At 49.6% G+C, this 21538-nt stretch carries 23 protein-coding genes; 12 read left to right on the plus strand and 11 right to left on the minus strand.

The genetic code is table 11. From position 1 onward, the window contains the following. Nucleotides 1-65 precede the first annotated feature (65 nt). The gene (locus tag ACKI3C_RS00400) at nucleotides 66-626 is read right to left on the minus strand and encodes an L-threonylcarbamoyladenylate synthase (RefSeq protein ID WP_407401024.1); all 561 of its coding nucleotides are present in this window, start codon (nucleotides 624-626) and stop codon (nucleotides 66-68) included. 178 nt (nucleotides 627-804) lie between these two features. Between ACKI3C_RS00400 and ACKI3C_RS00405 the strand changes: the two genes are divergently transcribed. Further along, nucleotides 805-1212 (plus strand): FMN-binding protein, encoded by a 408-nt coding sequence (locus ACKI3C_RS00405; protein ID WP_407401025.1) that lies wholly within the window; start codon nucleotides 805-807, stop codon nucleotides 1210-1212. 12 nt (nucleotides 1213-1224) lie between these two features. Continuing rightward, complete coding sequence (locus ACKI3C_RS00410; RefSeq protein ID WP_407401026.1) at nucleotides 1225-2025, plus strand: TrmH family RNA methyltransferase; 801 nt, start codon at nucleotides 1225-1227, stop codon at nucleotides 2023-2025. A 4-nt stretch (nucleotides 2026-2029) separates the two neighbouring features. Here ACKI3C_RS00410 and ACKI3C_RS00415 read toward each other — a convergent pair whose 3' ends face one another. The 10 genes from ACKI3C_RS00415 to ACKI3C_RS00460 all read right to left on the minus strand — a co-directional run bounded on the left by ACKI3C_RS00415 (nucleotide 2030) and on the right by ACKI3C_RS00460 (nucleotide 13624). Next, complete coding sequence (locus tag ACKI3C_RS00415; RefSeq protein ID WP_407401027.1) at nucleotides 2030-2767, minus strand: DNA alkylation repair protein; 738 nt, start codon at nucleotides 2765-2767, stop codon at nucleotides 2030-2032. Between the two features lie 9 nt (nucleotides 2768-2776). Next, nucleotides 2777-3583: a methylmalonyl-CoA decarboxylase gene (gene scpB / locus ACKI3C_RS00420; protein ID WP_407401028.1), complete on the minus strand. Its 807-nt coding sequence runs from the start codon at nucleotides 3581-3583 to the stop codon at nucleotides 2777-2779. A gap of 290 nt (nucleotides 3584-3873) precedes the next feature. Continuing rightward, entirely contained in the window at nucleotides 3874-6048 is a 2175-nt protein-coding gene (locus tag ACKI3C_RS00425) for an outer membrane beta-barrel protein (protein WP_407401029.1), read from the minus strand. Between the two features lie 167 nt (nucleotides 6049-6215). After that, nucleotides 6216-7475 carry a hypothetical protein gene (locus ACKI3C_RS00430; RefSeq protein WP_407401030.1) on the minus strand — a complete coding sequence of 420 codons (1260 nt, stop codon included), beginning with the start codon at nucleotides 7473-7475 and terminating at the stop codon, nucleotides 6216-6218. Nucleotides 7476-7571: 96 nt separating this feature from the next. Beyond that, on the minus strand, nucleotides 7572-8513 hold the full coding sequence (locus ACKI3C_RS00435; RefSeq protein ID WP_407401031.1) for a GDP-L-fucose synthase family protein: 942 nt from the start codon (nucleotides 8511-8513) through the stop codon (nucleotides 7572-7574). Nucleotides 8514-8575: 62 nt separating this feature from the next. Beyond that, the gene (locus ACKI3C_RS00440) at nucleotides 8576-9838 is read right to left on the minus strand and encodes an adenylyltransferase/cytidyltransferase family protein (protein ID WP_407401032.1); all 1263 of its coding nucleotides are present in this window, start codon (nucleotides 9836-9838) and stop codon (nucleotides 8576-8578) included. Further along, nucleotides 9831-11045 (minus strand): sugar MFS transporter, encoded by a 1215-nt coding sequence (locus tag ACKI3C_RS00445; protein WP_407401033.1) that lies wholly within the window; start codon nucleotides 11043-11045, stop codon nucleotides 9831-9833. The genes ACKI3C_RS00440 and ACKI3C_RS00445 overlap by 8 nt, the downstream gene beginning before the upstream one ends. 11 nt (nucleotides 11046-11056) lie before the next feature. Beyond that, nucleotides 11057-11392, minus strand: coding sequence for an L-rhamnose mutarotase (locus ACKI3C_RS00450; protein ID WP_407401034.1), 336 nt, complete (start codon nucleotides 11390-11392; stop codon nucleotides 11057-11059). A 1-nt stretch (nucleotide 11393) separates the two neighbouring features. Then, nucleotides 11394-12488, minus strand: a complete 1095-nt coding sequence (gmd, locus tag ACKI3C_RS00455) for a GDP-mannose 4,6-dehydratase (protein ID WP_407401035.1) — start codon at nucleotides 12486-12488, stop codon at nucleotides 11394-11396. Between the two features lie 2 nt (nucleotides 12489-12490). Continuing rightward, a complete protein-coding gene (locus tag ACKI3C_RS00460; RefSeq protein ID WP_407401036.1) occupies nucleotides 12491-13624 on the minus strand; it encodes a dTDP-glucose 4,6-dehydratase in 1134 nt (377 codons plus the stop codon). 221 nt (nucleotides 13625-13845) lie between these two features. Between ACKI3C_RS00460 and ACKI3C_RS00465 the strand changes: the two genes are divergently transcribed. The 10 genes from ACKI3C_RS00465 to tsf all read left to right on the plus strand — a co-directional run bounded on the left by ACKI3C_RS00465 (nucleotide 13846) and on the right by tsf (nucleotide 20887). Beyond that, nucleotides 13846-14313 carry a hypothetical protein gene (locus ACKI3C_RS00465; protein ID WP_407401037.1) on the plus strand — a complete coding sequence of 156 codons (468 nt, stop codon included), beginning with the start codon at nucleotides 13846-13848 and terminating at the stop codon, nucleotides 14311-14313. A 29-nt stretch (nucleotides 14314-14342) separates the two neighbouring features. Next, nucleotides 14343-15020: a 5'-methylthioadenosine/adenosylhomocysteine nucleosidase gene (locus tag ACKI3C_RS00470; protein WP_407401038.1), complete on the plus strand. Its 678-nt coding sequence runs from the start codon at nucleotides 14343-14345 to the stop codon at nucleotides 15018-15020. 20 nt (nucleotides 15021-15040) lie between these two features. Next, on the plus strand, nucleotides 15041-15523 hold the full coding sequence (locus ACKI3C_RS00475; RefSeq protein ID WP_407401039.1) for an S-ribosylhomocysteine lyase: 483 nt from the start codon (nucleotides 15041-15043) through the stop codon (nucleotides 15521-15523). Continuing rightward, nucleotides 15523-16050 carry a hypothetical protein gene (locus tag ACKI3C_RS00480; RefSeq protein WP_407401040.1) on the plus strand — a complete coding sequence of 176 codons (528 nt, stop codon included), beginning with the start codon at nucleotides 15523-15525 and terminating at the stop codon, nucleotides 16048-16050. Before ACKI3C_RS00475 ends, ACKI3C_RS00480 begins: the two co-directional genes overlap by 1 nt. 44 nt (nucleotides 16051-16094) lie before the next feature. After that, nucleotides 16095-16769 carry a zinc metallopeptidase gene (locus tag ACKI3C_RS00485; RefSeq protein WP_407401041.1) on the plus strand — a complete coding sequence of 225 codons (675 nt, stop codon included), beginning with the start codon at nucleotides 16095-16097 and terminating at the stop codon, nucleotides 16767-16769. Between the two features lie 15 nt (nucleotides 16770-16784). Next, nucleotides 16785-17447: a L,D-transpeptidase family protein gene (locus ACKI3C_RS00490; RefSeq protein WP_407401042.1), complete on the plus strand. Its 663-nt coding sequence runs from the start codon at nucleotides 16785-16787 to the stop codon at nucleotides 17445-17447. Nucleotides 17448-17917: 470 nt separating this feature from the next. Then, nucleotides 17918-18397 (plus strand): 50S ribosomal protein L13, encoded by a 480-nt coding sequence (gene rplM, locus ACKI3C_RS00495; protein WP_407401043.1) that lies wholly within the window; start codon nucleotides 17918-17920, stop codon nucleotides 18395-18397. 10 nt (nucleotides 18398-18407) lie between these two features. Beyond that, nucleotides 18408-18794, plus strand: coding sequence for a 30S ribosomal protein S9 (gene rpsI / locus ACKI3C_RS00500; protein ID WP_407401044.1), 387 nt, complete (start codon nucleotides 18408-18410; stop codon nucleotides 18792-18794). A 187-nt stretch (nucleotides 18795-18981) separates the two neighbouring features. Beyond that, entirely contained in the window at nucleotides 18982-19794 is an 813-nt protein-coding gene (rpsB, locus tag ACKI3C_RS00505) for a 30S ribosomal protein S2 (protein WP_407401045.1), read from the plus strand. 97 nt (nucleotides 19795-19891) lie between these two features. After that, the gene (tsf, locus tag ACKI3C_RS00510; RefSeq protein ID WP_407401046.1) at nucleotides 19892-20887 is read left to right on the plus strand and encodes a translation elongation factor Ts; all 996 of its coding nucleotides are present in this window, start codon (nucleotides 19892-19894) and stop codon (nucleotides 20885-20887) included. Nucleotides 20888-21538 lie beyond the last annotated feature (651 nt).

The raw sequence follows: 21538 nt of genomic DNA on the forward strand, positions 1-21538 counted from the left end.
AGTTAAGAAATTAAGAGTTTTAGAGTTTAAGATGTCCAAAAGTAAACCTTTAAACCTTTAAACTTTTACCTGATTATCTTGAACGTGCCGTCGCTGCTCAACTTGATGATGTTAGATGCAGCGTGTTGAGTTTCCTCGTCCTGCCTGTAATTCACCACATAGTCCACACCGTCCTTAATCACATCGCTCACCTGGGCAAACGATGCCGGTGACGGTTGTCCGCTCACGTTGGCACTCGTAGAAACAAGCGGACGTCCTAAGAGTTGGCACAGCTTGTGAGTGAACGGTTCCTGGGTCACCCTGATGCCCAGGCTGTCGTTCTCGCCCAGCAGACATGGAGCCACGTTGAAAGCTCCGTCATAGATAATGGTGAGCGGCTTTACCGCCACGTCCATGAGTTCACGTGCCATGTAGGGCACGTCCACCACATAGTGGTCGAGGTGCTCGGCACTGTCAAGGAGCACGATGAGCGCCTTGTTGTCGTCACGTTGCTTCAGGGCATACACGCGCTTCACGGCAGCCGCATTGGTGGCGTCGCAACCCACTCCCCAAATGGTGTCGGTGGGATAAAGTATCAAGCCGCCTTTACGCAGCACTTCGAGGCATTTCTTTATTTCTTCGTCCATATAATCAAGCTTAAACCAGCGCCCGACCGCAGTCGAGCACAGTTCTTCACGCAAAGTTAACACAAAGATATGTTTTATAAAAGCATTTTTAATAAAATTTTTACTTTATCATTAAACAAGCCACACTTTATTTCGTCTAAATGTTGTAACTTTGCACCCAACAAAAGACTTCAACAATATGAAATTCTACAAGACAATGGCTGTTGCAGCCGCCCTGATGCTCATTGCCTGTGCACAGGCCGACGCTAAAACTGCACCCAAGAAGAAAAGTTCCCCCAAAGCTCAAGCCGAGCAGGTAATCTTCACTGGTGAACTTGCCAAGAGGGTTATAGGCTATTCCAGCACTACACCGCTCAACATCACCATCAAGGACGGCAAAATCGCCAAGATAGAAGCCCTGCCCAACAAGGAGACACCGCAGTATTTCAAAAAAGCGGCAACCAAGGTGTTTGCCCAGTATGAAGGACTTACCATCGACCAAGCGCTCAAACTCAAGGCCGATGTCGCTACTGGTGCCACATATTCATCAGAAGCACTAATCAAAAACATCCAAATGGGACTGCAACAAGTCCCAGGAAAAAAATAACCACATCGCCCCATGCCTGTCATTGAAATCACATCGCTCGCCCACCCTGGCGTGGAAGTTTTCAGCACACTCACCGAGGCACAGCTGCGCAATCGCCTTGAACCCGGCAAGGGCATCTTCATAGCCGAGAGTCCCAAGGTGATCAACGTGGCACTCGACGCGGGATATGAACCACTGTCGCTCATGTGCGAGCGCAAGCACATCACTGGCGATGCCGCACGCATCATCGAGCGTAGCGGCGATATTCCAGTATATACAGGAGAGCGCGACCTGCTAGCGTCGCTCACTGGCTATACCCTCACCCGCGGTGTGCTGTGCGCAATGCGTCGCCCTGCCCCGCCCAGCGTGGCGCAGGTGTGCGAGGGTGCCCGACGAGTGGTAGTGATTGACGGTGTTGTAGATACAACCAACATCGGAGCCATATTCCGTTCAGCCGCAGCACTCGGTATCGACGCGGTGCTGCTCACTCCCGACTCGTGCGACCCGCTCAACCGTCGTGCTGTGCGAGTGTCGATGGGCAGTGTGTTTCTCGTGCCCTGGACATGGGTGAGCAACGATCTGCACGAACTCACCGACATAGGGTTCAAGACGGCAGCGATGGCATTGAGCGACAACTCGATAAGCATCGACAACCCACTGCTCACACAGGTTGATCGGCTGGCAATAGTCATGGGAACAGAGGGCGACGGGCTCCCCCAAGCCACCATCGACCATGCCGACTATGTGGTGCGCATTCCCATGGCACACAACGTTGACTCCCTCAACGTAGCAGCCGCTGCCGCAGTAGCCTTCTGGGAACTGCGCGCAAGATAACGGTTTACCTAGCCATGAAATATTTGCGGTCGGTGTCGGGAAATCTTTCTATGGCATATCGCAGCATCGTGCGCGGCATTGACTGGCAGCGCGGCTTATCCTCGCCAGCAAGGGGTGTTGAGAGGTAGTGCCTCAGTCTGGTTTCATCTTTCTTACCCACTTCGCGCAAGAGCCAGCCCACGGCCTTGTGAATGAGGTCATGCTTGTGGTGCATGAGAATGTCGGCAATGGCTATGCAGTCATCATGGTCGCCGGCACGCACCATTGCCATAGTTGAGACAATGGCTATGCGTTGTTCCCACAGGTCTTCGCTGCGGGCAAGCGTGTAAAGCAGGGTGCGGTCGCGGTCTTGCAGCCATCGCCCTAATATCTCGTAGCACGACAAGTCCACAAGATCCCAATTATTGATATATTCAGTGTGGTTCAGGTAAAATTCCACGCATCGTTGCCTGAGTGTTTCGTCTTTGCTGGCATGCTTGAACACCTGCACCAGCAACAACAGCGCGCACAGCCTGATCTCGTGCCATGGTGACACAATGAGCGGTTCCAAGTCATCGATTGTGCACCCGCGCCAGTGTTCCTTTACGATGGCTCGAGTAACAGGAACCTTGATACCCAAAAACTTATCACCCTCGCCATACTGTCCTGGTCCAGTCTTGAAAAAACGAGAAAGATGCTGAGCCTGCACCTCGTCGTGCATGGCCAGCATCTTATTCTCTATGTGCTTGCTCAATGATGTCATATTGATGTATCATTCGTCGGGGGTGTCTAGGTCAAAAGCTTTGCCGGTATATACAGGCTTGCGTTTCTCGAGGAACGAGTTGATGCCCTCGCGGTAGTCCTTGCCGTTATACACCTTTGAGCGATAAGAATTAATCTTCTCAAAGCTCTCACTTGAAATCACGGTAGCGGCACGGCTCAAGATGCGGAACTGACGCTTGATAGCACTAATCGACATCACAGAGTTGCGACGCAACGGAGCCAACAATGTGGTCTCGAGCACCTCGTCGAGCTTGTCGGCAGGGGCAACACGGTTAACGAATCCCACGTTGAGTGCATCTTGCGCACTGATAGCCTCGGCCGTGAAGAACATCTCACGGGCTTTGTTAATACCAAGCTGATTGATGAAGTGCATGATACCCGAAGCGTTGTATGGTATGCCAATCTTAGCGGGTGTGATGGCAAATGTAGCGTCCTCCGAAGCCACAATCATGTCGCAGCTCACACACAGGTCGCAAGCACCGCCCCACACTGTGCCGCCAGCACAAGCAATCACGGGAATGGGAACATCTTGAACGGTGCGCAGCAGTTTCTCCATAGCCACGTCAAAACCCAGCGGATCGCTGCCGTCTTGCGGCAACTCGCGTATGTCGTGTCCGGCACTCCACACACCCTTGCGGCATTGAGCCTTAATCACAATGCCCACGCACTCCTCGGCATAGGCGTTCTTTATCGCTTTGATCATGCGGTCGCACAACGCATCGCTCAGGCAGTTCAAGTGGTCAGGATTTGCCATCTCGATGAAACAGATGCGATCGATAATAGATACATTTACCATATTTCTATTCTTTAATTGTAATCTACTGCAAAGGTAGTCAAAAAAAACACAATATCAAAGAAAAAGCCACCCATACTCATCGCGAGCGGGGTGGCTTAAGGTAGGTTTTATTAAGTTTATTAATTATTTCGGTCGCTTTTGAGCCTGTTTTGGTATCTCCGACGGTCTCGACCATCGGTTACGATGCAGTGTAACGACTCCGTCGTTGCCAAAAATCTACTCAAAACATATCTCAAAATCGTCTCGACATAATTAATAGAACCCACCTTAAAAGAATCTTATTGAGAGATTTACATTCGCTGTTTCATATTCTCTCCGGCACCAGTGCCTTTGTACTTCTTCTGTGCCTCGTTGAATTTCCAGGTCACATTGAGTTCAAATGTGGTCTTAGCGGGATTATAGCAATCGAGTTCGCGCACGCCCATGATTGTTCCTTTGTTAACGTTTGTGCAGAAGGGGTCGATGACGCGCATGTCCACGTTGAGACGTCCTGCCTGACCCAGTGAGAACTCACGCTGTGCTCCCAGCACGGTGGTAAACTTGCCCCTAGTAATGCGGAAGTTGCTATAGTCACCACAGGTGCTGCCAAACATGTTTAGGTACAAGCGATAATTGCGGGGCAGCACGAAGTCGTTGCTCCATGAGAGCTGCACGAGGGGACGATTCATGGTGACCGTCTTTCCAGTCATGTCCATCTGCTTGTAGTCCTGGAAGCTCACGTAGGCACTGAACACAGGATGCCAGAATGAAATGACCGGGCGTGCATAGGCCGACAGGGTGAACTTGTTGAATGCCTGGTCGCTGTTGGCAGGGTGCAAGAGGCTCACATAGGGGTCTTCACTGCCAGGGAAGGGCTCGGTGAGCATGGTGATAAAGTCGATATCGCGGCCATAGGTAGCACTCACATTGAGCCACTGGTAAGCCATGTTGAGCACCAGGTTGTGGATGTAGTTGGGCTTGAGGTAGGGATTACCGCGCTGATAAGTGTAGCGGTTGATATATATCGTGCTGTTAGTGAGGTTGTCATAGCTGGGACGGTTGATGTCCTTGCGGTAAGTGAGCGACAGCTGGGTCTTGCCCACGGGCATCGAGATCACTGCTGTGGGGAATATATCGCCATAACCACGGCTCATGCTCTCGTCCTTCACGCCAAAATCCATATAGATGTTATCAAGGTGCTCATAGCGCAAACCTGCCTGGAGGAACACGCGGCCAAAACGACGACCATAGTCAACAAATGCCGATGCCATGTTCTCGGTGATGACGTTGTCGCTCGCCTTGACGGGCAACACCTCAGAGCTCTCGTAGGTGTAGATGTCGGTGCGGCGGTTGCGTGAGTACTCGCCGCCAAAGCTCAAATTACCTTCCCACACAGGATGTGCAAGCACGAGCTTAAATGCACACAAGTTATTGGTAGAGCGGGTGTGGTTGTCAACGATGTGATTTGCTATCTCACCGCTGACATAGTCGGTCGTAGCCTCGGTGGTGTTGCTGTTGTCGGTGTTGCGGTTAAACAGCAGGTCCATATTGAAGTCAATCGACAGGTTCTTGACCTTGCCGCTATAATAACCGTTGACGATGTGGATGTGCTTGTCTCGATTGATGTCGAGGTTACTCTCGCTGCGCTCCACCTTCTCGCCGTTGAGATAAGAGTCGGTGTTGAGAAAGCCATGCGAACGGTTGCGTGTAGCAACGTCCCACTTGTAGAATGCGCCCAACGAGTGATTTTCGTTAATCATATAGTTGAACTGCAACTGGGGCGAATAGCCGTTGTAGCGGGTAAACTGTTCCTGTGTGCTCACGCCAGCATAGACATCGGGGCCGAGCATGTAACGCAGTGTGTTCTCTTGCAGCGACTTGCCGCCGAATGTACCAGTCCACAGCGAGGCTGTGAGGTCGAGGCCGCCAGTGCGGTAGTTCACATCGATGTTGTTGTGAATAGTACCGTTATACTGGTAATAAGCATCGAGGTTGTCCAGCACGCTGATGCCCTCGCCCTGCTGCTTCTTGAGCTGGATGCGCACCACAGCCTTGGTCGATGCCGAGTAGCGTGCACCGGGGTTTTGCACGATGTCAACGCTCTGAATCTGGTCAGAGCGCAAGCGGTCGAGCTCGTTCATGTCCATTACCTTGCGTCCGTTGATGTAAACCTCGGCAGCGCCACGGCCTATCACCTCTACCCCTTCACCTTTGCCCGCCTTGAGCATGGGCAGCTTTGCGAGCAGGTCGGTAGTCGAACCAGATTTCTCAAGCACGCTACCTGCCACAGTGGTGCGTAGGGCATCGCCCTTGATTTGTGTCTTGGGCAAAGTGCTCTTAACGACAACTTCGTCCAGTGTGATTTCCCAATGTTTCATTATCGAGTCCAGCTCCATGTCGAGCGAATCGGTCATCTGCACATTCTCCTGTGCTAATACTAGCAGTGCAAACAGCACTGCACCAAGCGTAATAATAAATCTCTTCATAAATTTCTAAACAATCTTTTACCATAAAATTTTCACGCTGCAAAATTACGCAGTATTCAATTCGCAGATTTGTAAAAAAAAGACATTCACGAAAAAATACTATGAAACAAAAAAGCCACGGCTCCTGGTGTGGAACCGTGGCAATATAATACGAATAATGATGAATCTTACTTGATCATCTGGCCTGCTACGTTGTAGCGAGCGTTATCCTTAACGATAACAACCTGACCGTTCTCAACAACCTTGTAAACCTGGCTTGCCTTCACGTTGAGGTCGTTAACACCAGTTGCTACCGACTTAACGATTTCAACAAAGTTGTTGTCCTTCCAGTAAGTGAAAGTGCACTCATCGCCAATGTTAACCTCGCTCAAGTGGATAGTAGATTGAGCCTCGCTGGGATCAACAACATTGGGCTCGGGGAACCACGTAGCACCTGCATCGCTAGCAACAGTGTTAACGTTCACACCAGTGCCACCATAAAGAGCAACAACTGAGTAGCTACCGTTGCCATTGTCGGTGAGTTCCTTCCATGACCAGTCAGCGTCAAGACCAGTGCCCCAAGCGTGCTTCATGTAGTAAGTGAGACCAGGAACATCGCCAGTTACAGTCACAGTCTTCTCATTAGCATTGTAAGTCACAACAGCATTCTTCACTGTAGTGGTAAGCACCAGGTTAGCACCCTTCTCAACGAGAGAATATGGAGTGCCCACTGTCAGTGCGTCGCCAGCGTTACCGCCCAGGTCAACTGTGCTCCAGTCCTCGGTGGCAATCTTGAACACACCACTCAGTTCATCAAGAGAAACGGTGTAAACACCTTCTTCGCTACCTGCAACAAACTCGTGAGTAGTACCCCACTCATTGAATTCGCCACGCAGATAAATCTTGGGAGCAGTGGGTTCGGGATCTACGATTTCGCCAGTGCCAACCAGTGTTAATGTAGCGCTGGGGTCGCTTGTGCCGTCAAACATGTCATTATAACCACCGCCTAATTGGGTATATGAAGCTAACTCATAATCAAGAGACTTGAGAGTCTTGGTGCTTTCATTCCATGAGAATGTAGCATCAGTATCCTCAAAGTTTTCATTCACGCCATAGAATGTGCAGTCGGTGTACTTATCACTACCACCCATTAGAGATTGATCCTGCTCGCCAATTGCCTGACCACCAGCAAAGACAACCTTACCATTGCTGATTGTACCCACAATCCACTTGGTGTTCTGCATGTTGGGGAAGATGTTCTTTATATACATCTGGTTACCAGCAATAGCAACCTGTGCCTGCCACTCTTCGTCATCGTAAGTTGCATAGCTGTAAGATGAACCGTTATACACTTCGATTTGCGCCTTAGCGGGAGGTGTTACCTCCTGTGCCTGCACTGATGCACTTGCTACCATCAAGGTAGCTGCCAAAAGTAATGATTTCTTCATAAAGAATTGAATTTAATTAAAAGTAAATATTTAACTTCGCAAAATTAGTTATAATCACTCATATATGCAAATAATTTGCAAAAAGTGTGTCATTTTTCACCGCTCGGCCCTCATGGGATTATTGAGGAAATCTTCATAAGAGAGGCGGATGCCGTCTTCGAGTTCAGTCTTATAACGCCAACCCATTTTTTCAGCCTTTGACACGTCAAGGAGTTTACGTGGAGTGCCGTTGGGGCGGGTTGTGTCCCACTTTATCTCACCCTCATAGCCTATCACCTTTGCCACAAGCTCGGTGAGTGCCTTGATTGTCAATTCCTTTCCTGTGCCAGCATTCACGGTCTCGTTGCCGCTGTAGTTGTTCATCAAGAACACGCACAGGTTGGCAAGGTCATCTACATAGAGGAACTCGCGCAGCGGGCTGCCATCACCCCAGCAAGTCACCTCGGCGAGCCCGGCCTCTTTTGCCTCATGGAAGCGACGAATGAGCGCAGGCAGCACATGACTGTGCTCGGGGTGGTAGTTGTCATTGGGTCCATAGAGGTTGGTGGGCATCACGCTGATATAGTCAGTGCCATACTGGCGGTTGAGGAACTCGCAGTATTTGAGTCCGCTTATCTTAGCAAGGGCGTATGCCTCATTGGTCTTTTCCAGTTCGCCAGTGAGCAAGCAACTCTCGGGCATGGGCTGCGGTGCCATGCGCGGATAGATGCACGAACTGCCTAGGAACTCGAGTTTCTTGCACCCGTTCTGCCAAGCCGAGTGAATCACGTTCATTTCTAGAATCATGTTGTCATACATGAAGTCGGCAAGTGCGCTCTGGTTGGCAACGATGCCACCCACCCGGGCTGCTGCGAGGAACACATACTCAGGTTTCTCCTCGGCAAAGAACTTCTCCACAGCATCTTGGCGGCACAAGTCCAGTTCCTTATGCGTGCGCGTGATGATGTTAGTGTAGCCCTGGCGCTCCAGTTCACGCACGATTGCGCTTCCCACCATGCCACGGTGGCCTGCCACATATATCTTACTATCTTTTTCCATTCTGTTTATCGTTTCAAAATTCCACTCCAGGCGAACTCCTTGCCGCCATAGCGAGTATTTTGTTATTCTCTCCTAATGTGTAAGTTAATGACGTTTTCGTTCTCGGCAGCAAATTTACTGCTGTCATTCACCACAAGTGCTAGATATCCCCCGCCACCAGCTCCGGGCATCTTCCATGCAAGGACATCGGGCAGCTGGCTGTAGCGGTCAATGGTCAGCTGGATGTAGCTGTTGTCAAGACCCTCATTACCTTGGTACTCGGGGGTTACCATACCGGGGAACATGGCAATCTGGGCATTGAAACTTGCCTGATAAGCCATTGCAAATGCCTCAAGGTCTTTGTCAATAATAGCCTTCCAGCACGCATCGGCAGCATGAGCGAGAGCGGCAACTTTTTCTCTGGTAATATCTTTCCCTTCAACGACCGAGCAACCAGGCTTTCTTGGCTCCATGGGCACCAGCACCAAATGCTGTTCCAGGAAACGCAGGGTCATTTCGTCGCTGGTGTACTCCACCTTGTGAGGCCAGAAGTTGTTGTCGTAATAGTGACGGCACAATCCTGGAATACAGATACCTATCGCATCTTGTGCTCCTGAGATGTGGCCATTTTCCCTTTCGGGGTTGTTTTCAAAGCAGAACACGAGCCTTGCAAGCATTTCGGGGTCCATCTTAGGGAGTTTGTAAGGCCATATCTTTTGAATCACCTTGCGAGTGGATGTTGACAGTCCACAGCGGTCACGCACTTCAAACGTGGGCTCAAGCGAAATGGTTATCGCCCAGCCAGGATGATACTGGCTCACGTATGGCTGGTCGATCCACGTGCCTGCAAGGTCGAGACGGGTAGGAATAGGCCCTGAGGGATACTTGACCGAGTCACTGTTTTCTTCTGTTTTTGCCATAGATGCCATGCTCGACAATGCCTGTTTTAGCGAGGTGGAACTTCTTGCCGGCAGTCCTTCGGCTGGTGTGCGTTGCAGCTCTACGTATTCTATTCCACGCGCTGCGCACAGCGAGCGTTTCTCGTCAGAACCTCCTTCGGCATTGACAACAAACACATCGGGCTGCACTAAATCAAGCGTAGATAAGAAATCGATTACCCCGCTTCCCTCATTAATGTAAGCGTCTTTGACATAGCGGATACTCTTGACCATGAAAAGTCGTTCTTCCTGAGGGAACATGGGCTTGCGATGCTTATATTCCAAATAAGTCTTATCAGAACCGATGCCCACATACAAGTCGCCATACTGTGACGCCTGTTTGAAGAACTCCACATGCCCAGAGTGCAGCAGGTCATAGCAACCACTTACAAAAACCTTCTTACTCATATTGATTCCTCTTTTTATTGGCCGAGATTGCATAGAGCATTACCACCGCAAAGCATACAACAGGAACTAGGTAACTGATGTAAACGCTCGCCACGTCTGACACCATGCCTTGCAAAGGTGTTAAGATAGCGCCTCCCAAGATTGCCATGATGAGTCCGCTTGCGCCTATCTTGCTATCTTCGGGATGATTGCTTTTTGCTATGCTGCTAAGGGCAATGCCATAGATTGTGGGGAACATCAAACTCATGAACACGCTGATGAGCACCAGTGCGGTAATCAAAAACCAACCTGTACCCGATGAGACGGCAACTATCAGCGCCATCAGTGCAGAGAGCGCACCTCCTGCCACAAGAAGCTTGGCCGGTGACACCCATTTCATTAGCCATGTATATACAAAACGAGACAGGCAGAATCCTATTATCGTAATGAGATAGATAGTACTTGCTTCTGATTCAAGCACGCCCAGTTCTTGCATCACGATTCTGATTGTGAACGACCACACGCCTATTTGCGCCCCCACATAAAAGAATTGAGCCACTACCCCATTGCGATACAAGCTATTAGAGAACAATCTCTTAAAGGTAACGTTTAAGCCGTCCTGCTTATCAGTGTCTTTGCCCAGCGGCATCTTGGCACACAGCATGATGACCAGTATGCCGATGAGCACACAGCCCAGCGTTGCATATGTCGCACTCACACTATAAAGGCTTATGTTATCCAGGATGAAATATTTGCTCATGAGTATGCCCAGAATGCTTCCTATGGGATTGAAAGACTGTGCAATATTCAGTCTGCGGGTGGCAGTCTCTTGCGACCCCATGCTCAGGATGTAGGGGTTTGCCGTGGTCTCAAGCACACTGCATCCTCCTGCCATGATGTAAATGGCAACAAGGTAAAAGGCATAGCTCGCAACCTTTGCTGCTGGATAAAACAGTATTGCACCGGCAGAATATAACAAAAGACCCAGGATTATGCCCGCCTTGAAGCTCTTCTTGCGGATAAACAATGCTGCTGGAAGGGCAAAGCAGAAGTAGCTTCCATAAAATGCAAACTGGATGAGCGACGTCTGCGTGTCGCTCATGTCCATTATGCGCTTGAACGCAGCAAGCAAGGTGTCGGTCATGTTGTTAGCCAGCCCCCACAGCAGGAACAAGCTTGTCACAAGGATGAAAGGCAATATATATTGTTTCTCAAGTGTCTGCTTCATAAGTTTACCGGTTATCGTTCTGAATCAAAAACCTTTGTCATGAGTTGCCACTTCTCGGCAGAGGTCGCATTTGGGTCACAACCTTGGAACTGGCTGACATAAGCTTCCCATTCGGCTTGCCGCGGGAGTGTGGCTAAACGAGCCATGTCACGGTCCCAGTCAAAGTCATCCACTGTATCGACAATCATGAACAAATTGGTCCCCTTGGCGTATATCTCCATTGAGAGAATGCCCACCTCGTGCTGACCAGCAATAACTTCAGGCCACACATGAGAATGTACATCAATATACTTCTCAACGAGAACTGGATCGTCTCTCAACGTCAGCGTCTGGCAATAGCGTTTCATATTATTTCACGATGCCTTTTTCAAGATACTCGGCAAGGTTTACTCGCACAGCATCACCAGCCTTTTCAATGGCAACCTTGGTCATGTCGTGCTCTACCATGATTTTCACCAGTTGTTCAAACGAAGTGCTCTGTGGATTCCATCCCAGTTCTTTCTTTGCCTTGGCGGGATCGCCCCACAGATTCACAACGTCGGTGGGACGGTAAAAGTCGGGGCTCACCTCAACGAGAACTTTGCCCGTTGCCTTATCCACGCCCTTTTCGTTCTCGCCCTCGCCCTTCCACTCTAACTCAATGCCCACATAGTGGAAAGCCAGCGTGCAGAACTCGCGCACACTGTGCTGGACACCGGTGGCAATGACAAAGTCGTCGGGTTTATTGTTCTGCAATATTAGCCACATGCACTCCACATAGTCCTTGGCATAGCCCCAGTCGCGCAGCGACGAGAGATTGCCTAGATACAGCTTTTCCTGCTTGCCCTGTGCAATGCGTGCGGCTGCCAGCGTGATCTTGCGGGTGACGAAAGTCTCGCCACGGCGCTCGCTCTCGTGGTTGAACAAAATGCCTGAACAACAGAACATATCGTAGGCCTCGCGATATTCCTTCACAATCCAGAAACCATAAAGTTTTGCCACTGCATATGGACTGTAGGGGTGGAAAGGAGTCTTCTCGTTTTGAGGCACTTCCTCTACCTTACCATATAGTTCAGAGGTCGATGCCTGGTATATCTTGCAAGTCTTCTCAAGGTGGTTGGTGCGCACTGCTTCAAGAATGCGAAGCACGCCCACAGCATCAACGTCGGCAGTAAACTCTGGCGCGTCAAAGCTCACCTGCACATGGCTCTGTGCCGCAAGGTTATAAATCTCGGTGGGCTGCACCATGCCCACAAGCTTCACAAGCGACATTGAGTCACTCATGTCGGCATAATGCAGGTGGAAGTTGGGTATGCCCTCAAGATGCGCGATGCGTTCACGGAAATCAACCGACGAGCGGCGGATAATGCCATGCACTTCATAGCCCTTGGCGAGCAGAAACTCTGCCAGATAAGATCCGTCCTGGCCTGTTACTCCGGTGATTAATGCTATATTGCTGTTCATTGTTACCTATCCTTATACATTGAGTCGTAGTATTTCTCGTAGTCGCCGCTGGTGATGTTGTCGAGCCATGCCTGGTTGTCTAGATACCAGCGCACTGTCTTCTCGATGCCTTCTTCAAACTGCAACGAGGGCTCCCAGCCCAGTTCGCGTTGCAGTTTGGTTGAATCGATAGCATAGCGCATGTCGTGGCCGGCGCGGTCGGTGACAAAGGTGATGAGGTCCAAGTCTTCGCCTTCTTTGCGGCCCAGCAGGCGGTCAACTGTATTGATGACAACCTTGATGATGTCGATGTTCTTCCACTCGTTGAAGCCACCTATGTTATAGGTTTCAGCGATAGTGCCCTTGTGGAAAATCAGGTCGATAGCGCGGGCGTGATCCTCAACAAAGAGCCAGTCGCGCACGTTCTCGCCCTTGCCATAGACGGGCAACGGCTTGCGGTGACGGATGTTGTTGATGAACAGCGGAATCAGCTTCTCAGGGAACTGATAGGGGCCGTAGTTGTTTGAGCAGTTGGTCACGATGGTGGGCATGCCGTAGGTGTCGTGGAATGCGCGCACAAAGTGGTCGCTGCCCGCCTTGCTTGCCGAGTATGGGCTGTGAGGATTGTACTTCGTGGTCTCAAGGAAGAAGTCCTCGCCATAGGCCTCGTGGTGTTCGGTGCTCGATGCCTTGGTCGTGAACGGAGGCTCGATGCCCTCGGGGTGTGTCAGTTTGAGCGCGCCATACACCTCGTCGGTTGAGATGTGGTAGAAGCGCGTGCCCTCATATTTCTCGGGCAGAGACTCCCAGTAGAGCTTGGCAGCCTGGAGCAGCGACAACGTGCCCATCACATTGGTGCGGGCAAAGGTGAACGGGTCCTTGATTGAGCGGTCCACATGGCTCTCGGCGGCAAGGTGGATGATACCGTCGATGTGCTCGTCCTGCATGAGCTTGTAGAACGCGTCAAAGTCGCATATATCCATCTTGACAAACTTGTAGTTGGGCTTGCCCTCGATGTCCTTGAGGTTAGCGAGGTTGCCCGCATAGGTGAGTTTGTCCAGGTTGATGATATTATACTCCGGATATTTATTTACAAACAGACGCACAACATGGCTCCCGATAAAGCCTGCTCCGCCAGTGATTACAATATTCTTCATATAGTTTATTTGAATACTTTTTAAACATGTAACAGCACTCCCGTGCTACACAGCAGTGCATTACTCCTTGCAAAATTAGTCAAAAAGCGACAATTATGCAAAAAATAATACTCTACCTTAATATAATTTGCTTGAATTGTTGTATTTTTGCAAATAAATTTCTTGGGTTATGGTTGCTCTGATTTCCATAATCTAAATAATAATGTATATAAACTTGTGATATGAAACGCAGCATACTACTCCTTTTTGTGATGTTAGCAAGCCTTGTAGCCCTAGCCGACAATGCCAAGTTGTACCGGGGCAACAACACTTACACCAGCAACATCCTTTATACTTGGGACGGCAAGCATGTTTACCGAGGCAACAGCACCTATACAAGCGATATCCTCTACACATGGGATGGCCGTCACATATATAGCGGGAGGACAACATACACTAGCGACATCCTTTATACTTGGGACGGGCGGTACATCTATCAAGGTAACTGCACCTATTCTAGCAAGTCTCTTTACACATGGGACGGAGAGAAAGTATATCAGGGACGCAACACATACACGAGCAACATAGTGGTAACGGTGAAGAACCAACACGTTTATGACGGGCGGAACACCTACACCAGTGACATCATAGCAACCTATTCAGGGGCAATTCCCATCCCAGTCTTGCTCATAATGATAGGCCAGCTTTAAGTTTTATGAACACTAATAACTAAAATAGTATGAAAATAGGTATCATCGTGGCTATGAGCAAAGAGCTTGAACTGCTCAAGCCCATGCTGGAAAACGGCACAGAAAAAATAATCGACGGCATGACATTTCATGTGGGCACAGTGGGTCGGCACGACGTGATAGTAATGCAATGCGGCATAGGCAAGGTCAACGCCGCCATAGGCACAGTCACACTAATCAACAACTTTTCACCTGATGCCATCATCAATAGCGGCGTGGCAGGCGGAGCCGACAAGAGTGTCAATGTCATGGACGTGGTTGTGGGTGCACGCGTTGCCTACAACGACGTGTGGTGCGGCCCAGAGTGCGCCATAGGGCTCGTGCAGGGACTGCCTCTTTTCTACGAGAGTGCTCCTTTCCTCCTTAACGGCATCGAGCAGCGCGACAACGTCAAGGTGGGCCTCATCACCTCGGGCGACCGCTTCATCGACAAGATGGAAGAAATCGAAAAAATCAAGCAAAATTTCCCCGACACGCTGGCAGTAGATATGGAAAGCGGCGCAATAGCACAGGTGTGCCACATCAGGAAAGTGCCGTTCTTGAGCATGCGCGTCATCAGCGACTCTCCGGGTGCCAGCCACAACAACATTAAGCAATATCACGACTTCTGGGAAGCTGCACCGCAGCAAACCTTCGAGATGCTGCACCAGCTGCTTCTCACAGTTTAACATCTACACATATATTAGATATGGAAAAAATAGCTAGTTTTACTATTGACCACACCCGCCTCCTACGTGGCATCTATGTGTCTCGCAAGGACTTCTTGCAAGGCAGCGAGGTGATTACAACTTTTGACATCCGCATGAAGGAACCCAACCGCGAGCCGGCTGTGAGCCAGGGAGCGCTACACACCATTGAGCACCTTGCGGCAACATTTTTGCGTAATCACCCCGAGTGGAAAGATCGCATTATCTACTGGGGACCCATGGGTTGCTGCACAGGCAACTACCTGCTGGTGAAAGGAGACCTCACCTCGGCCGACATCGCTCCGCTAATAAAAGAGACATTCGAGTTTATCGTAGGGTTTGACGGAGAGATTCCCGGTGCCAACGCACATGACTGCGGCAATTACACTCTCAACAACCTTCCCATGGCCAAGTGGGAAGCACGCAAGTATCTGATTGAGGTCCTTAACGTCCTTACTCCTGCTAATCTTAACTATCCAGAGTGATGAAAAAAATCATGACATTATTATTGCTATTGCCCGTTGTGGCTATGGCATTCCTGTCGTGCGGCGACGACATCAAGCCCAAGCGCCCCATCAACGACAAACCAGGCGTAGTGTTCATCGAGGACGGACGGTATGACACCATCCCCACCGACTTCTCCAGCGAGCAACTGCGAGAAGCGCTCCTCGCGTGCGACTGGGAATTCAGCTACTCGTTTTTCTACGACGACTACAAGATAGGGCACAAAGGCGAGGACCGCTATTTCTCGCGATTCCGCTACACCTACCATGCCGACGGAACCGCTATCGCTATCGACTTGGTTGACGGCAAGCAATATGACTACAACTATTCCGTCAACGCCCGCACTGTGACGCTCAGGAGCAAAACTGCATCTTTCTCGTTCGGAGTCATGGCAATGGACTCACGCCACATGATATGCGACGAGTCACTTGCCGGACAAACGGCTGGCGACTACGACAGCAACTCGCTCACGCGACGCATGATATTCCTTTCCAAGAAACACTCATAAGTTGGCACAATAGTTGCTGTTTATTATAAAAAAACAACAGTATTATGTATTTCATTCTTTTTATAGGCATCTCAATCATCAGTTGGTTGGTACAGCACAACTTGACCAACAAGTTCAGAAAATACTCTCATGTCCCCATTGGCTCATCCATGCGCGGACGCGACATTGCGGCACAAATGCTCAGAGACAATGGCATCAACAACGTGAGTATTTCCAGTACTCCCGGCCAACTCACTGACCATTTCAACCCCGCCAACATGACCGTGAACCTCAGCGATGTAGTCTATGGGTCTGACAGCGTTGCCGCGGCTGCTGTTGCCGCCCACGAGTGCGGTCACGCCGTGCAACACCACACCGGCTACAGCATGCTCGTGTTACGTTCCAAACTCGTGCCCGTGGTATCATTCGCATCTAAATGGGTTTCATGGGTTCTGCTTGCCGGCATCTTCGCCGTCGAGTCATTCCCCCAGCTGCTCATGGCAGGTATTGCCCTGTTTGCGCTCACCACGCTGTTCAGCCTAGTCACCCTGCCTGTCGAAATCGACGCCAGCCGCCGTGCCATCAAGTGGCTCAACACGGCAGGTGTCACCGATAGTTACACCCATGCAATGGCACAAGATGCACTGCGAGCAGCTGCCTATACCTATGTCGTGGCCGCTATCAGCTCTCTTGCAACCCTCTCGTATTACGTCATGATTCTCATGAGACGCCGTGACTAAAAACACCTTGTAATTATGAAACATTTATTATCTCTCGCGCTGTCAGCACTTGCGATAGCGGCATCAGCACAAACAACTATCGATTACGATCCGCTGGTCAAATACAACGCTATTGACAGCGTGCGACACATAGTTTCAGTTAGATACACCGGAGGCACCGATGCCCAAGTGTCAATGTATGTCAAAAACTCCGATGGCGGCAACGCCTCGTGGGACGAGGTGCTGTCGTGCACAGCATTCGTTGGCAGCAACGGCGTGGGCAAGGTCAAGGAAGGCGACAGACGCACTCCGCTAGGCGACTACGGCATGATCACCGCATTCGGCATCAAACCAAACCCCGGCACAAAACTACCCTATGTTGATGTGGACGACGACACCTACTGCTGTGCCGACCGTGTGGCTTATAACAAGATAATCAATGTCAAGCACGTGCCACACAAGTGCCGCGGCGAGCACATGATCAAGTATGAGCCCGACTACAACTACGGTTTCTTCTTTGACTACAATAAAGAACGAATTGTGGGAAAAGGATCGGCGCTATTCTTCCACTGCACAGGCGACAAGAATTCAACTGCCGGATGCATAGCAGTGCCCGAGGAACACATGGCAACTATACTCAAAACCATCGACCTCAACGCCCGACTCATCATCACCGACAATTCACAAGACAACGACTAACCACCCCCAAAATCAAGGTATATTTGGGACAAAGAAAGAAATAGTGTGGGATTATGAGAGGCTGGAAGCCGACACGCAGGACAGGTTCTGCACATAACCTGTCCTAACTGAGCGCAAGCGAAGGCAGGGATAACGATACACTATACTGCAAAGCAATGTGCGTATCGGCTTTCAGCCTCTCATTATTAATAGATTTTCAATGAAAAATCAGTGAAAACGTAGAGATCCGCGCGGGGAGTTCTATTGCCGAATAGTTACCTCTTTACCTAGAAACAGTTAAAGATTGTTAAACTTTATATCTAACGCTAATTTACGACTCAACACACTTTCCTAATTCAAAGATTTTTAGTACTTTTGCAAACCGATTATATCCAAAACAACATCGACTTAACGGCACAAGCGAGCATTTGGCCGTGCTTATTTGTGTGTCAGCAAGTCACTTTAGTTAATTATTAATCAGGAATTTAAAAGTGGATACTTTAAGTTACAAAACCATCTCGGCAAACGCCGAAACAGTACAAAAAGAATGGGTAGTTGTTGATGCTACCGATCAGGTTCTGGGTCGCCTTTGCGCTAAGGTTGCTAAAATCCTTCGCGGCAAGTACAAACCCAACTTCACCCCCCACGTGGACTGCGGTGACAATGTAATCATCATCAATGCTGAAAAGTGCGTTCTCACTGGCAAAAAGTGGACCGACCGTCAGTATGTACGCTACACTGGCTATCCCGGTGGACAGCGTTTCTCTAACCCTCAGATTCTTCTTCAGAAGTCTTTCAGCAAGGGTGTTAAGCCCGGCATGCACCCCCTCTACCTCCAGGTAATCAAGGGTATGCTCCCCAAGAACAAACTTGGTGCTAAGCTTCTCAAGAACGTGCACATCTACAATGGTGATGCTCACCCCCACGAGGCACAGAACCCCAAAGCAATTGACATCAACAAACTGAAATAATTAAGGAAGAATGGAAAGAATTAATGCAGTAGGTCGCCGTAAAGCAGCTATCGCTCGCGTTTATGTAAACGAAGGCAACGGCGAGATCAAAGTCAACAAGCGTTCACTCACCGAGTACTTCCCCAACCCCATCCTCCAATTCATCGTTAAGCAGCCGCTCAACACTCTGGAGGCAGTTGAAAAGTATGACATCACCGTTAACCTTAAGGGTGGTGGTTACAAAGGACAGGCCGAGGCACTTCGCCTTGCTATCGCTCGCGCACTCGTGAAGATCAACCCCGAGGACAAGAGCGCACTCCGCAAGGAAGGCTTCATGACTCGCGACCCTCGTGCCGTAGAGCGCAAGAAACCCGGTCAGCCCAAGGCTCGCAAGAGATTCCAGTTCAGCAAGCGTTAATCGACTTTTTGTATATACATTATTATATTACAAATCTTCGACTTCACACTTGCTCTACAAGCCACAACGCTTAAACAATGTGGCATAAATAGAGTTTAGTATCCAAATCGCCCGGACTCACACTGGGAACTGCGGTGGCTACCGCGGCGATTGATTTAAGTTGAATGTAAACAAACAAAAAATTAAAATGCAAACACCTAGTTTTGAACAATTACTCGAGGCTACCTGCCACTTCGGTCACCTCAAACGCAAATGGAACCCCGCAATGGCTCCCTATATCTTCATGGAGCGCAATGGTATCCACATCATCGACTTATATAAAACACAAGCTAAGCTTGAAGTAGCTGCTAACGCACTCAAGGAAATCGCTAAGAGCGGTAAGAAGGTGCTCTTCGTTGCTACAAAGAAGCAGGCTAAGCAAGTAGTTGCTGACCGCGCTAACTCGGTTGGCATGCCGTTTGTGATTGAGCGTTGGCCCGGTGGTATGCTCACCAACTTCGCAACTATCCGCAAGGCTGTTAAGAAAATGGCTGCTATCGACAAGATGGCAAAGGATGGTACTCTCGACAACATGTCAAAGCGTGAGAAACTCCAGATCAGCCGCCAGCGCGCTAAGCTCGAGAAGAACCTCGGTTCTATCGCCGACCTTAACCGCCTCCCCAGCGCAATCTTCGTTATCGACGTAATGAAGGAGCACATCGCAGTAGCTGAGGCTAACCGTCTGGGTATCCCCGTATTCGGTATCGTTGATACTAACAGCGATCCCAACGTCGTAGATTTCGCAATTCCCGCTAACGACGACGCTTCTAAGTCTATCGACATCATTCTCGCTACCGTTTGTGAGGCCATCAACGAGGGCATCAACGAGCGCAAGGTTGAGAAGATCGACAACAAGGACGAGGAAGAGGCTGTTGCTGAAGAGAAGCCCCGCCGCCAGCGCATCCGCCGCAAGGCTGAGCCCAAGGCAGAAGAGGCTAACGAAGCTCCCGCAGCTGAGTAATTCAAACTTAGATAACTTAATCAATGCCCAATCACACTTGGTTGGGCATTGATAATAATAAAAACAACAAAAACTCAAAAAAAACAATACTACTACAATGGCAGTAACTATCAATGATATCAAGAAACTGCGCGACATGACAGGTGCAGGTCTCAGCGATTGCAAGAAAGCACTCATCGAGAGCGACAACGACATCACAAAGGCTATGGAGCTCATCCGCAAGCGCGGTCAGGCTATCGCCGCTAAGCGTGAAGACCGTGACGCTGCTCAAGGTATCGCCGTAGGTAAGTCTGTAGGTAACTTCGCAGCTATCGTTGCTCTCAAGTGCGAAACCGACTTCGTTGCTAAAAACGAGAAGTTCGTTGCTCTTGCTAAGGCTATCCTCGAGGCTGCTCTCGCAGCTAAGGCTAAGAACGTTGACGAGGTTAACGCTCTCGTTGTTGACGGTAAGGTTGTTCCCGAGGCTATCACTGCACTCAGCGGTATCACAGGTGAGAAGATGGAACTTGGCGCTTATGAGTGCCTTGAGGCTCCCTCAACTGTAGTTTACAACCACTTCAACGGCATGCTCGCAGCTGCTGTAGCTTTCAACCAGGAAGGCGTTGACGCTGAGGTTGCTAAGGCTATCGCTATGCAGGTTGCTTCAATGAAGCCCCTCAAGGCTACTCGCGACCAGGTTTCTCAGGAGACTATCGACGAGGAGCTCCGCATGGCTGTAGATAAGACTAAGGCCGAAATGGTGAAGAAGGCTGTTGAGAACGCTCTCAAGAAGGCTGGCTTCAACGCTTACTACTGCGCAACCGAAGAGCACCAGAAAGAGGCTGTTATGAAGGGTTACATGACCGAGGAGCAGGTTGAAGAGGCTAAGAAGCTCATGGCTGAAACAGCTGCTGCTAAGGAAGCTAACATGCCCGAGCAGATGATTCAGAACATCGCACAAGGTCGCCTTGGCAAGTTCTTCCAGGAGAACGTGCTCATGGAGCAGGTTTACGAGGCTAGCGAAAACAAGGAAACCGTTGCCCAGTTCCTCGAGAACGCAAGCAAGGGTCTTGTTGCTACCGACCTGAAGCGTGTAAACCTCAACGTAGATTAATCTACAAGATTACACCATAAAAAAACAGGGTTGCCCGTGCAACCCTGTTTTTTTTATATTATAATGTGACCAAAGCAAGTTTTGTGCATGTCAACTATCAGGGATCAGCGGATTTTCCTGGTTGGTGGAGTATAGTGGATCAGCGGTTAATTGACGACAAAGTCGTCACATTGCATCGTAACCGATGGTCGTAGACCGTCGGGTAAAGTAACACACCCCATCCGACCTCGAAGGGGTCGCACTTTCCCATTTAACTTTGCTTTTTCCAAGGAAAAAACATGCCTTTAGGTATGGGATAAAAAGGTGATTAAAATAATATCACATGCTGTGGTAGCAAGTTGTTTGCTGATTCATTATTCCGTACCTAAAGGCACGGGCAATTATTATCTACTTTTTACAGCCATTTCGGCGTACCCATGGCACGCCAGCATGGCTGCCTACAATATCACATCCCCAAAGGGATGTTTCACTTATTCTCCATATCTATTTTTTGCCCCACCAACCGGAAAAATCCGCTGATCCACTTTCAGCCTCTCATTGTAAATATGTTTTCAATAAACAAATTAGTGAAATCCGCGCGGGGAGTTCCATTGGTATGTAGTTAGTTTTACTGGAAACCAATGATATTTTATCCTAAAAATTACTAATTAA

Source organism: Sodaliphilus sp. (assembly GCF_045598405.1).
GTDB classification, from domain to species: Bacteria; Bacteroidota; Bacteroidia; order Bacteroidales; family Muribaculaceae; genus Sodaliphilus; species Sodaliphilus limicaballi.